Raw genomic sequence first — 13,520 nt, 5'->3', positions numbered from 1 at the left:
CGAGGAGAATCAGCGCGTCATACTACGTTAGGCAAAGATAAATGAATATCCAATTTTGTGGAAAATCGCGTCTCCTGTTCCTGCTCTGATTTTTTGGCTTACTGGGAAGAAAATCAAATGGAAGAATATGAAACCAAATCACAATATTGGATTAGGCCTCACCCTTCGACTATTATGTCAGGTTTGATGCATGACTAGTGACTTTCTTGGCCTTCATCCCACAGCTTGGGCAGCGCGGAGGCACATTCTTGGCCTTCACCCCGCAGCTTGGGCAGCGCGGAGGCACTTTTTTGGCCTTCATCCTACAGCTCGGGCAGCACGGAGGCACTTTCTTGGCCTCCACCCCGCAGCTTGGGCAGCGTCAAGGCACTTTTTTGGCCTTCACCCCGCAGCTTGGGCAGCGCGGAGGCACTTTCTTGCCCCTCACCCCGCAGCCTCGATCCGCTAAAGCTCTATCGGCCTAGGCCTCGGAGGGACAAGTTTAATCTTACTCCGACAACAGATCTGTACGCTGAAAACATGGGTCTCTAAGCTTCCTCCGCCCTGCCGTCCCTTAATAAACCAAAATCCCCTTATCGAGCACAGTTTTGTTTTGCGCCGGATTTCCGACAAGATACAGCTTCCGCAAATTAGACAGCGAGGCCAAAGGCTCTACGTTGGAAATCGCATTGTTCTCCAGATGAAGCACCTCGATTTTCTGCCAACCCTTCATAAAATCCAACGATTGAAGCGAGCTGTCCTGCATCGTGAAGGAACGCAATGCCGTCAGACCCGCGAAGTAAGGCATTGCCTTATCCACCTCATTCAGCCAATCTTCGTTGCCGATCCGGAATGATATATCATTTAAGATCAGATGCTCCAGCGAGGCGTTCGCAAACGGCTGCTTTGTGTTGATCTGGAAACTACATTCGTTGCAATTGATTGTGGTCACATGCTTCAAATCGAACAATTCACTCGTTTCCTCGTAAAAAGACATATCGATCAGATTTAAGGTTTGCAGCTTAGGCAGGCTGTCTAAAGCGCGAATATGAGTGAAGTCGCCGAAATCCTCCAAGGAAAGCCATTCCAACTTCGGATACTTCAATAGCTGCTCCCCATCCAAATCATTTCTGCGCTGGTAACTCGTCAGCGATTGTAATGCGGGCGCCTCCAGCATGGGGAGGAGGGAATCCGGCATTTCGGCTATCTTCAGATTGGGCAGCTTTAAGGCCGCCTCGGATCCGTAATAGCCGGTTATCGCTAATTCCGTTAGCGAAGTCAAGCTGCTCACGGGCTCGACAGAGCCCAGCTTGCTCATGCTGGACAGACGCAGCTTCGTCAATGACAGCTTATTTCTAAGGCTCTCCAGGTTCGAAATGCCGGCGTTCTCAAGATCGAGCGTTTGCAGGTTCGGCATATTTTGCAGAAAATCGAGCGTTTTTAAGTTCTGCGTAAAGGAGAGCTTCAATTCCCGCAATTGGCTTAACGAGTAAAGCGCGCTGAAATCGGTCGCCTCGCTATAGCTGATAACCAGCGATTCCAGACCCGTTAATGCGGACAACCACTTCAGATCGTCGATCCCGTTCAAGGACAACGACTTCAGGGGCAATTGGTTCAGCAGATGAAAATCCGTCACTGACTCGTCGACATAGGTGATTTTAAGCGACTGCAGGTTCGGAAAATCCAATAGCAAAGCCAATTCCGCATTGCTGCGGATTTGAGTCGAGAGATCTACGATTTTCGCTTTATCGCCAAAATATTGGGCAAACCGTCCGAACGATTCGTTAAAACCGCCTTTATAGCTCTTTAAGCCTTGCATTTGGCGAAAGCTGATTTCCTGATTTTGCGAAATTTCATATTCTTCCATTAGATTTAACACCGTAAGCCCGCTAAAAGCTTCAAAATCCTTTTGATCGATTCTTTGCGTGTTTAAGATTTTGTCGGTAACGACATAGTCGAAAATCTCCGCTTTTTCTTTCGTAAACGGATCGTCGAAGCTATAAGCAAAATGCCACTGATCCTCATCTTGACGGGCGGACAAGTAGCGGAGGCTTGCGATTTCCTCTTCCGATGGCAGCGCAGTCCCCTTGTCGAAAATATCCCTCAAAAAGAACAGGAGAACTTCGCTTTCCGGCATGGTCCGAATAGGCTGATTCGCCTCGCCGCCTGTCGATTGTTTAGAGTTGTTCGTCAAGAAGAAATATCCGACCACAAAGCAGATCAGCACTAGAAACACCAAGAGAACCTGCTTAGCGCTCGCCTTTGGTTGAGTTGCCGTGCGAGCGGGAGGGGTTCCGTAATAGTTGTTAATCGTCTGTTCAACAAAATAAACCTTGTTTTCCTTCAACAGCAGCTCCGTTTTGCAGTAAGGGCACTTGAGCGTTTGCCCTTCTTTATATTGGATCTTCCCGCCGCAATTCGGACAATTTAATTTAATTAATTCCACCGGCCACCTCTTCGAATTCCCTTGTTCATATTTATACGTACTCGTCGATCAATCGTTCTAGAAACTCCGCAAATGACGAAGCACACGGGAATATTTCATTATTGATAAGATCGTAACACATGACCGTAAATTCGCCCTGTTCATCCCTAACTGACGTGTCGAAAAAAAACTGCTCGTCGCTATCCGGAATGAACACGTCCAGCCTGTCGGGGAAGCGGCTGACCCACCAATCCTCGGCTTTATTCAACCTATGTATGTAAAGGAGGTCGCTATCGGTGTATTCTCTATGCTCCGGGTCGCCAATCGATAAAATATGTCCGCCATTCAACCAGCCATCGCCGTAATGAGTCGCCCACCAGCGATAAGACGGCGGCAGCCGAAAGCCCAGCTCCTGCTCCGCTTCCTCTATCCAGCTCTCCTCCGCTCCATGACCGGGAAACCATCTGATCGTGGAAGTCGTCTTCAGTTTCTCCACCAAACGCTCGTACATCGGCTCCATCCTCTCTTCTCCTCGATCGGATTCATTTTCCAGCTTCTATTCTTTCCGCATATCGTATCACATTCAAAAATCAGGCAGTAGGGTCCAATATCCCAGCTTATCGGACCTATTGACTATATTTCTAAGAATAGCGACATATGTCTCCTTAGCGAAAGCAGCTCTGTGTCCATGTGAAGGGAAAGGAGTAAACAAATCGCAAAAAATATCAACAAATTAAAATTGCGATACCGTGGATCTGGTTTACGATTAAAAGTAAGTCACCGGAAGGGGTAGATCGATATGGGTACCTGTAAAATCATTAACGCCAGACCGAAGCTGATCGACGACGTTCTAATTAATCCGGGTATCGGATTTATGACCTTTCAGCGGTTTAACGGAGATAAGCTGAACGAAGGAAAAGGGTGGACCGAAGGGTCCCCGATTGTGTATCAGGACTTCGACGGCAATTTGGAAAACGAGAACCATCCGGCAACGACGATCGCTTATTTCAGAGTCTATTGGAAATACATGGAGCCGGAGAAGGGCAACTATCGCTGGGATTTGATCGATCATGCGATTGCGACGGCCCGCCAGCGCAAGCAAACCCTATTGCTTCGCATAGCTCCGTACGGCGCTAATGATAAAGAAGACGTTCCTGCGTGGTATCGCGAAGCGTTGGGGACGCCGCCTCCAAGGTTCGATGACGGTCCGGGTTGGATGGTCGATCCCGAGGACCCGACTTACGCCGAGCATTTCGGACGCTTTATTCGCGCTCTGGGCAGTCGGTATGACGGTCATCCGGACCTGGAAAGCATCGATCTGTCCATCGTCGGCTCGTGGGGAGAAGGCATCGGCTCCAATCTGTTGAGCCAGACAGCGAGAGAGGCGCTAGTCAGCGCGTATACGGACTCCTTCAAAGAAACGCCGCTTATTATGCTGCTGACCGACGACAAGACGAACGGCTTCGGGCTGTCCCAGGCCAATGTCGGTTGGCGAGTCGATTGCCTCGGAGACGTGTGCGGCAAAGCATGGGACCATGTAGACGACTGGTCGCATATGCACGATTATTATCCACAGCAGCTTATCCGCTCGGGCATGCAGGACGCTTGGCAGAAGGCCCCCGTTTCATTGGAGGTTTGCTGGGTCATTCAACACTGGAAGGACAAAGGATGGGATGTCGATTATATTATCGACCAATCGCTGAAATGGCATATTTCTTCCTTCAACGCCAAATCGTCGCCGGTTCCGAAGGAATGGGAGCCGCATATCGACCGCTGGCTGAAACGGATGGGCTATCGCCTCGCTTTGCGCAAGTTCTCCTTCCCTGAAGCGGTGAAGCCGGGCGGCAAGCTTGCGTTCGCTTCCTGGTGGGAGAACCTGGGCGTCGCGCCTTGCTACAAGAAGTTCCCGCTCGCGCTGCGTCTGAAAAACGATCAGTATCATAAGGTTTTCTTCACGGACGCCAATATCAATCAGTGGCTTCCGGGCGACAGCATCTACGACAACGCGATCTGGATTCCGGCGGATATGCCTCTGGGGCATTATCAGTTCGAAATTGCGATCCTCACTCCGCATACCGGCCAGCCGGCCATCCAATTGGCCAATACCGGGCGGCAGGAGGACGGTTGGTACGCACTCGGCAATGTGGAAGTGCAGCTTGAGCTGGAATCTCCCGATGTGAGCGAATATTGGAAATTGCCATTCTAATCCCTCGACGCGATCCTGCAAAAATGATAAGCGGGGCCTATCCGACACGTTCTTAATCGGATAAGCCCCGCTTATTTTCACCGCGTTCACAGCTCGTGCTGATACCCGACTCGGTCGACGAAAATGCGATTTTTGTAATCGGCCGGGCCGTAGCCCGTATGCTGCTTAAACACGCGGCTAAAATGCTTCCAGTTGCTATATCCCACTTGACTGGCTACCTCGTACACCTTAACGCCGGGCTCCGCCAGCAGCCGCTTCGCCTCTTCAATCCGCAGCCTGGTGATATATTCAATGAACGTCTCGCCGGACTTCTCGCGAAATAGCTTGCTTAAATATTGCGGGGTAACCAGCGTCTCTTGACTGACTTCCGTCAGATTAACGGGGTGCTGCAGATGGGCTTGAATATATTTCTTGGCGCGGGCCAACACTTTCCCTTCCTGTCTGGCGGGGTCGAGTCGAGCAAGCGCGCCTTGAATCCATTCCATCAAGCCCTTCCTTAACGAACTGGGGCGGCTCGACCACAGCAGGCTTTCAAGCGTCCGATTCATGAGGGACATGCTTGTCCCATCGGCGGAAGAGAGGTCGACCTGCCAGCGATGATGAACGAGGAACAAGAGACGCTCCAGAGACAGGAGCAGTACACTCACGCTGCCCTCCTGTACGCACCTCTCGATTAGCGCCTCGATTTCCTCAACGATGGAATCCGAGTCTTTAATCTCCAACGCCGCCTCCAGCTTCTCGCTCGCATGGTGATGCTTCGCCTCCTGAAGGTCCTCCCCCCGATATATGCCGCTGCCCAACAGCACTCTGGAAAACAACGCCTGCTGCGCTCGGACGAAAGCCAGGTCTATCGGCATCTCTTCGGAGGATTGCCCCTCCTGTCGAACGGGCTCCGATAAGCCGAAGCTGACCGGCACCTTCACCCTTTCCCGGCAGAAATGATGGACTCGCTGCGCGAATTCGGCAAGCTTATTCCGAAGCTCATGTTCGCTCCCCGCCGCGAGCCCAAAGGAATAGCGGAAAAGAACCGCCGAATCCCCGGTCAGAAGGTAAATGCCGCCAAGCTCCCTCGCCGCCTCCGAGTGCACCTTGGCCAGCATCCACTGCAGCATCGGTTCGCCGCCCAACTCCCGTACCCGCTCCTCCGGCAGCTCGTCGGCGCCGCAAAGGGCCACAGCTTTCCATTCCCCATTCTCCCGGAGAGCGCGGAATTCGTCGCGGGTCAGATAGAGAGAAGGCTCCTTCTCCTTGTTCGTCCGCTCGATCAACCGCTCGACGATCCCGAGAAGCTCGCGCTCCTCCACCGGCTTGAGCAGATAGTCGAGCGCGCCGTAACGCATCGCTTCGCGAGCATACGAGAAGTCGTCATAGCCGCTTAGAATGATGAAAGCGATCGAAGGATTGGCCGTACGAATATGCCGGATCAGCTCCAAGCCGTCCATCCCCGGCATACGAATATCGGTAATAATTAGATCTACCGGCCCGCTGCCGGCCACGATCATCGCCTCGCGGCCGTCGTTCGCCGTCCCGACGATTTCGATCCGGTCGGCTAACGCCGAGCCGATCAGCAAATGGCGGATGCCGTTGCGGATTTCCTGTTCATCGTCAACGATTAGGATTCGCATGTTTAAGCTTCCCCTTGTTATGCGGGCGGACCGGAAAGCGAAAGCTGACGATCGTCCCGACTTCTTGATGGCTTTCGATATGGAGCTCGGCCGACGGACCGAACAAAAGCTGAAGACGCTGGTAGACGTTGGCGAGCCCGATTCCGCCCTGCCGATTGCCCGAGAAGGCGCCCATCTCGGCAATCACCTGCTCCAGCCGCTCCGGCGACATTCCTTTGCCTTCGTCGATTACGTCTCCCGTAATGAACCCATCCTCGACGCCGATCCGAACCGTCAGCGCAATTGAATGATCGAACGAGGAGACGCCGTATTTCAAAGCATTTTCCACCAACGGCTGCAAAATCATATAAGGGATCGAGTGCTTCTCCACTTCCGGGTCCACCTCCAGGTCAACGGAAAGCCGATCCCCGTAGCGAAGCTTCTGCAGACTCAAGTATTTGTTCAGAAATTCGAGCTCGGCGGAGAACGGAATGGCATCCTGCTCCTGGGCCGCTTGATAGCGCAGGACGTGCCCGAGCGAAACCAAGCCCTGTTCCCCGTTCTCGTGCCGGCCCGACTTGTAGGTCATCCGGATCGTTTCCAACGCATTGTGGATAAAATGAGGGTTGATCTGGCTCTGCAGCGCCTTGATCTCGGCCTCCTGCTTTAGCACTTTCTCATGCGTGATTTCGCCGAACAAGCCGTTCATCCGCTTGATCATGTTCTGGAACGAATTGGACAGATGCCCGACCTCGTCCAGCCGATCTACGTCGGGCGGCTTGTCCAGGTGCTGAAGATCCAAATGCTTGATCCGATCGCTCAGCTTCCGAAGCGGCTTCGTAAACCCGTACGCGATGGCAAGTGCCAACCCGAACACGATCAGAATTCCCGATGCCACGACGGCGTACGTCCAAAATTTAATCCGGTAAATTCCTTTGCTCAGATTCTCGCTTGGAATCAGGCTGACGACCTTCCAGCCCGAGTCGGACGACCAGTTGTAGCTGAACAGATACGGCTTGTCCTCCAGCTCGAGCTCGAACGAATCCGCACCGACCGGTCTCTCGCCCCAATCGAAGCCGTAAGAGCGATTCCACGCTTGCCCGATCACCGACGGATTGGTCGAAAATACGATGTGGTTGCGGTGATCCAGCACGTACACGATCGAGCCGGCTCCGAAATTCACCTTCCTGATCATCGCGCTGATCGCCTCGATCGAACCCGACACTTGAATGACGCCGTCGATGCGGTGTCTCTTCGCGCTTTGTACCGGCTGCACGATCGAGAAGACGTACGGACGGCCCGTGACCGTCTCGTCCTGATAGGTCCCCCAGACCGTCGGCGCATAATATTCCGTATCCAGCTCCCCGTACCAGGGCTGATCCTTGTAATTCCGCTCGACCCACATGCCTCCCCCCTTGGTTAAGAGGTAAGCGTCCCCCGCCAACGAGTAGAAGGTGATCGATTGCAGATTTTCTCCGGTTCTGAAATTCAACCGATTCAGAACGGCATGAAGATCCAAGGTGTATTCCAGCGAACGCGTGACCGCGGGATCGTTGGCGGCGCGCAGAACCCCCAATGCGTCGCTCTCCCCAGGCATATAGAAGATCGACTGGGGCACCATCAGCAGCTCGTCGACATAGCCGTCGATACGGGCGCCGACCTGCTCCAGAACCTGCGGAACGAAATCTCCGACCTGGGTTTCCATGCTCTTGCGGTAGACCGAATAAGAGCTAAGACCGATCAAGAGAATGAAACAGGTTACAACCAGCGAAAAAACGAGAGAAATCTTCGCGAATAACGGAAGATTTCTCATCTTGAAGCGGCGCCATTTCCTCAATTGCCCACAGCCCCTTAGCAGCGGCGATCCGACTTTTCACCTATTATATTACGAATTAAGGTTGCTCGCAGTATATCGCACTTCATAGGTAACGTCCGGACGTTCCAGAACAAGCTCGTACTCGCCGTCGCCAATCCGCTTAACCGTTCCCTCGACTGCTGAAGGCGGCTCCGACGACCGGAATTTCAAGAGCCCTGTGCCCCCTTGCGCCGATCGAACCCGGATCGTCGAGGCGTCTGCGTACAAGCTGACCGTTCCGCCCGGAGTGGGGACGACTCCTTCCATCCATTCCAGCCCGCCGAGTTTTGGCTCGACGACATAGGCTGCGTAGCCGGGTGCGGTCGGGCGCACGCCCAAGTAATATTTGCCGAGCAGATAGATCGGGCTCGCCCCCCAAGCGTGGCACAGGCTTTTGCCGAAAGGTCTGTCGTACATCTCGAAATGCTTCGCCCCTTCGGCGGTCGGATCGTATTCCTCCCAGAACGAGGTCGCCCCCAGCTTCAGCATGCCGCCCCAATAAGCCCGCATTTCTTCGCGTACGTATTCCTGCTCTCCGAGCTCGCACAGGCAGGCCAGCTCGTGGAATCTCATATACGGAGTCGTTATCGGTTGAACGCGCTCGTTCTTTAGCACCTCGCGCTTGACGGTCTCCGTCCTCTCCGAAGACAGATAGCCGAACAGGACTGCGAACAGGTTGGCGTATTTGGTCATATGGCGGTTCAGCACGCCGTCGACCCGACTGTGAACCAGTCCGCCCTGCTCTTCGTCCCAAAAGGCCGAGAGTACCTTCTCCTTCAACTCCACCGCGAGACGACCGTATCGTTCAGCCTCATTCTCGTGTCCGAATTGCCGGGCAAACCCGCAGACGATCTCCAAGGAGCGGCACAGCAGGATTTGCTCCACGCAAAGTTCTCCGTCCTTGCTCATCTCCGCCCAATCCACGAACACCCAGTCTTCTCCCGGAACGCCGACGATCATTCCGTTCTCGTTCGTACGGTTCAGACAAAATTCCATCAGCGTAACGAGCTTCGGGTACATCATCGCGATGAAATCGGTATCGTCGGTATAGAGAACATAATCCTCCAAAGAGAGAATCCAGTAGAAGGAATAGTCCAGAATCGTGTTCAAATGAATCTCGATCGGATCGTTGCCCCTTAGAGCGATCAGCGTGCGGCGGCAGACCGCCTCGTCGAAGAAGCTGTAGTAATTCATCAGAAAGCTCTGATAGGCGTCGCCCGACCAGACCCAGCGGTCGCGCTTGATGCCGTCGAGGAAAAATTCCCTTGTATTCAAATGCAAGGTGCGGACCGAGACGTCCCAGATCTCGTCCAACAGGGGATCGGAGCTGCGAAAGCTTCCCCTGTATTCCAGGGGAAGATATTCATAGAGAGCCCCGACGTCCCGGACGATAAGCCCCGGATCGGTTCGAACACGAACATAGCGGAAGGCTCTGCCCAGCGGGACCGTATAGCTTGTCTCCCCGCCGATGTCGGCCGTATCGAAGGTTTCGCAAAACTCCTCCGATTGCGCTTCTTCCTCCGATTCGCCATAGAAGACGCGAACCCGGCCCCGGCCTTCGAGGCCGCGAAGCTCGACGTAGCCGAACGTCTGCCGGCCGAAATCGAGCAGCCGGGCGTTCGGACCGGCTGCCTCCGAGCGGATCGGCTCGATCCGCTCGGTCGCCAAACGGTAGAGCACGGGCGGCTCCTCCGGGCGGTCGAAGATCCACGCGGCGGCGTCCGTCCACTTATTGTTCTGGTAAGACGCGCTCCAGCTCTCGTCCGAATGAACGGTCGTTCCCTCGACGTAGATCGTCGGCAAGCTTTGATCGTTCATGATCGATACGACGATCTCGCTCCGACCGGCTTCAAGTTCGAAGCTCGTTGCGGCGTCGTACCGGTACCGCCCGTTCACCATGACGTTAAACCGCCCGTTCGCCGCGATTGCAACCGTCTCTCCCCGTTCAAGCTCCACGATCTTGCGGAACTTGACGTTCGGATGGCAGGAATCGATCTTCCATATCGGCGGGATGTACATGCCGCGCTCGTCCCGCCGCATCATCGTTCTCGCGTGCAGCCACAGCTCGAAGTCTCCCGGATACCAAATCCATTTTGCTTTTGTCATGCTCTTACGTCCTCTGCTTCGGTTTTTAATTCGTTATGGCGTATTCACCGGTGCCGGAACCACATATTCCGAACCGTTCGGCACAACAATCTCGACGGTTCCGTCCGGGAGCGTGGTCGAGGAAGCGACGACAGCGCTCCTGCTTCCCTGGATATGATACGTCTGACCCGCATAGACGACATCGCGCAGCCCTGCATTGTCCAGCTCAGTCGGCAGATTCGGCCGGATGTGCAGGCCGTCCGGCTTCGCGGTCATACCGAGGAAGCCGTCCGCCATAACCAGCGGCACGATGCCCGATTCCGGGTATTCCCCGACAATTCCGATCGTCCATGGCGCTCCGACGTTGTTGGCAGGATCTCTGCGCAGCTCATCAAGGCTGAACTCCGCGAGAATTTGCTCCATTCGGGCAAACGCGCCATCCGCGCCCCCTCCGGACTGCAATCTGCCCATCATGTCGTCGTAGGACGTATAGAAGATCGCCCCGCCGTTTTCCAGATGGTTGCCGTAAGTCGCACTTCCTCCCGGAGCTACGCTGATCGCGCTGTTGTAGCTGTACCACCAGTACGGCTGTTTGGATTCGATCGCGACAGTGTTCGCCCGCGGAGCCCAAACCCAGTCGTAAATATCCGCCCCCGTCGACGTCTCGCCGGGAATGATCCGCTCGCCGTCCAGCCATTCGTAGATCGAGTCCGCCTGCGCCCCATCGGCCAGTCCGTACCTGACGGCCATCGCGTTCAGGAACGTGAACCCGTAGTCCCGCTCGACTCCGTTGATGTCGATCGATCCGATATAACGTCCGGTTTGAACGTCCCAGAACGTCTCGTTGAACGCTTCCTTGATGTCCGGAAGCAGGTCGCGCAGCTGCCCCGCCTTAACCGGGCTGCCGACGGCATCCTCCAGCTCCGCCATCGCTTGGACCGCCCCGTAAAACAGGACGTTCTCATACGCGCTCTTGTATCCCATCGGATAGTTGTCCCAATAGTTGGAGGCATGTGCGTTGGCCGTTCCGTTATTGTCCGGGTCGCCTATTACAAGAAGCCCCTGGTCCCCCTGCTGCTCGGTCAGTATGAAATCCATCGCTTTGCGAGTCTTCTCCAGCAGCGTGGTCACGCCCTGCGGATAGGCCGGAGCATTCCCGTAGGGAAGCGGCGGCAGCGGATCGTTCAGCATGGCGTCGTCCCGGGTCCACATATAGAGCCTATGCACGCCCATAATGTACAAAGGATTGTTGGAATAATGCTTGGATAGGTCGAGATGCTTCTGCCCGAACGTGTGCGCCCACACAAAACCGTCGGCGTCCATCGGTACGTCCAGCATTTGCTGGTAAAGCTCGTTCTTCAGCTTCGTTTCCTTGGTCCAGCTCAGCTTCTGAGCCGACCATAGCTGCCATTCCGTCGGCCCGATGCCGAGAATGCCTCCCGGACCGTTCAGCCAGCGGATGCCTTCCGGCGTCAGCTCGTTCTGCGCCAGGCCGTAGACAGTAAACAGGTTGCTCCAGTCGGCGTCGAAGGCGCCTCCCCTGGATGTGTGGAACCTCGTACCCGCCTTCCCGAACGCTTGCAGCTCCGCCAATTGAAAGGCGTAACTGCCTTGGCCGTCCGTACCCAGACGATTCGCCGCAATTTTGAAGTAACGAGCGGCGAGTCCCCCGGTTTCCAAAGCGAAGTCGGAATTGCCGGGATTCGGCACAATCGCCTCGCGGTGTATCGGTACATCGTGCCAGATTTGCCCGTCCGTGCTGTAAGACAGCGTCAGCGACCTCGGGAATCCTTGTCCTCCGGTCCGCGGGGTCAGCGCCAGTCGATCGACGGTATAGATTGCGCCCAGATCGACTGCAAGATGCTCCTCCCTAAAGCCGTTGTATGAAGACAGCTTGCTCGACCAGTAGGTGGACGGATTATCGTCTAGCGCTTTAGCCGCAGCATGGGCGGAATCCGAAGCGGAGGAGGAAGCGTAGACCTGAACGCCGTTGATAACGTTGTTTACGCTCGCTCCCGTCACTGTCACCTGAAGGGGCGCCGACCAGCCGGAGGAGGGATTGCCGTCCTGATCGTAAGCCCGCACCTTCACGGAATACGAGCCTGGCTCGCTCCAGGAGTGCGAGGACCGCCCTTTGCGATACGTGTCCCCGCCGTTCATCGGCTTGACGGTCGAGGATAGCGATGTCGTACCGTCTCCCCAGTCGAACAGATAAGCCTGATTGTTGTCCGCCGCATTGGGGGCTCCGCTATAATACTCGACCGTCTCCCCTGCCTTCAGGGTCGCGGGTCCGATTGGAGCCTCGGCCGTTCCCGGCGCGACGGCGGCATAGGCGTACGTCTCGGAAATATAATCGAAGCCTGCGCCCAAGCCGAAGCCCTGCGTCGATCCGTTCACGAAAGCTTGCGCTCCGTGCCCGCTCTCCGTATACGTCCATACGCCGACATGCCCGGATGGATCGTCCAGCACCCACAGGTAGTCGCCGGGCTGCTGCCGAACAAAGTTCAGCTCGATCCAATCGTCGTCCGACGGCAGATCCTCGAACGCTTTGGACGCAATCGGTTGGCCGGCTATCGAAGCCACATAATTCGTATTCCAGGCGTACAGGGTCAAAGTCACGTCGCGATTCAGCTGCTCGTAGTTCGACACCCTCACGCGAAGCGTATCGAAATTAGAGCCGTAAAACTTCTCGCCGCGGGAAAGGATATTCCCTTCCGGCGTCAGTCCCATGGCCGACCGCCCCCGAACTCCGGAAGCCTCGTAAAGCGCTTTCCACCCTCCCGAGGCAAATCCGGTTTCGGCTTGATAGTTATAGCCCTGCACCGGAGCCGTTGCTCCGTCGGCAAAGGAGACGGACGTATCGCCCGGCTTGCGGTCGTACGCGTACACGCCCACCCATTCCGTCGGGTTGCTCAGCTCCCAAAGGTATTGTCCCTGCGGCTGCATCGGGAATTCAAGCTCCAGCCAGGCGTTATCGACGTAATCTACGAACGTTGTCCGCGCGATTGGCGCCTGCGCCGTTGTTGTCGCATAGTCGGTATTCCAAGCGTACAGGGACAATGTCAGATTGCCGATGTTGTTCCCCCAGCTCGGTGCGGCCACCCGCAAGGCATCGAAGCCCGAGGAAGCGAACTTCTGCCCCCTCGTCGCCGTCTGGTTGAAGTCGAAGGGGGTTCTTCCCCCTTCCTCGGTGTACAGCTTGGTCCAGCCGCTCGCGCGGGCTTCCGAAGAAAACCACGCGAACGAGCTGAATACCATTACGAATAAAGCCAATATGAATCCGACGAAACGACCGTTAATCTTGAACCCGTCCCTGCTGCTTGTCGACACAGTCACAGTCCAGTCCCCTCTCGATAGATTCGTAGC

At 55.3% G+C, this 13,520-nt stretch carries 8 protein-coding genes; 2 read left to right on the top strand and 6 right to left on the bottom strand.

All coding sequences use genetic code 11. The features are described from left to right. Positions 1 to 248 precede the first annotated feature (248 nt). A complete protein-coding gene (locus tag DFP98_RS36120) occupies positions 249 to 464 on the top strand; it encodes a hypothetical protein (protein ID WP_116065498.1) in 216 nt (71 codons plus the stop codon). 89 nt (positions 465 to 553) lie between these two features. On the opposite strand, the gene DFP98_RS36115 is transcribed toward DFP98_RS36120, so the two are convergent. Then, positions 554 to 2,425: a leucine-rich repeat domain-containing protein gene (locus tag DFP98_RS36115; RefSeq protein WP_116065497.1), complete on the bottom strand. Its 1,872-nt coding sequence runs from the start codon at positions 2,423 to 2,425 to the stop codon at positions 554 to 556. 31 nt (positions 2,426 to 2,456) lie between these two features. Then, a complete protein-coding gene (locus DFP98_RS36110; protein WP_342772537.1) occupies positions 2,457 to 2,924 on the bottom strand; it encodes an SMI1/KNR4 family protein in 468 nt (155 codons plus the stop codon). A gap of 279 nt (positions 2,925 to 3,203) precedes the next feature. On the opposite strand from DFP98_RS36110, the gene DFP98_RS36105 reads away from it, so the two are divergent. After that, positions 3,204 to 4,610 carry a DUF4832 domain-containing protein gene (locus DFP98_RS36105; RefSeq protein ID WP_116065496.1) on the top strand — a complete coding sequence of 469 codons (1,407 nt, stop codon included), beginning with the start codon at positions 3,204 to 3,206 and terminating at the stop codon, positions 4,608 to 4,610. Between the two features lie 86 nt (positions 4,611 to 4,696). Here DFP98_RS36105 and DFP98_RS36100 read toward each other — a convergent pair whose 3' ends face one another. The 4 genes from DFP98_RS36100 to DFP98_RS36085 are packed head-to-tail and all read right to left on the bottom strand — an operon-like array spanning position 4,697 to position 13,490. After that, entirely contained in the window at positions 4,697 to 6,235 is a 1,539-nt protein-coding gene (locus DFP98_RS36100; RefSeq protein ID WP_116065495.1) for a response regulator transcription factor, read from the bottom strand. Beyond that, positions 6,216 to 8,051 carry a cache domain-containing sensor histidine kinase gene (locus DFP98_RS36095; RefSeq protein ID WP_116065494.1) on the bottom strand — a complete coding sequence of 612 codons (1,836 nt, stop codon included), beginning with the start codon at positions 8,049 to 8,051 and terminating at the stop codon, positions 6,216 to 6,218. The genes DFP98_RS36100 and DFP98_RS36095 overlap by 20 nt, the downstream gene beginning before the upstream one ends. 48 nt (positions 8,052 to 8,099) lie before the next feature. Then, positions 8,100 to 10,175 (bottom strand): alpha-L-rhamnosidase-related protein, encoded by a 2,076-nt coding sequence (locus DFP98_RS36090; protein ID WP_116065493.1) that lies wholly within the window; start codon positions 10,173 to 10,175, stop codon positions 8,100 to 8,102. A gap of 33 nt (positions 10,176 to 10,208) precedes the next feature. Continuing rightward, positions 10,209 to 13,490 carry a discoidin domain-containing protein gene (locus DFP98_RS36085; protein WP_116065492.1) on the bottom strand — a complete coding sequence of 1,094 codons (3,282 nt, stop codon included), beginning with the start codon at positions 13,488 to 13,490 and terminating at the stop codon, positions 10,209 to 10,211. Positions 13,491 to 13,520: the final 30 nt, after the last annotated feature.

It is taken from the genome of Cohnella phaseoli (assembly GCF_003386235.1).
GTDB classification, from domain to species: Bacteria; Bacillota; Bacilli; order Paenibacillales; family Paenibacillaceae; genus Cohnella; species Cohnella phaseoli.
This window is presented reverse-complemented; position numbering and strand designations above follow the sequence as displayed.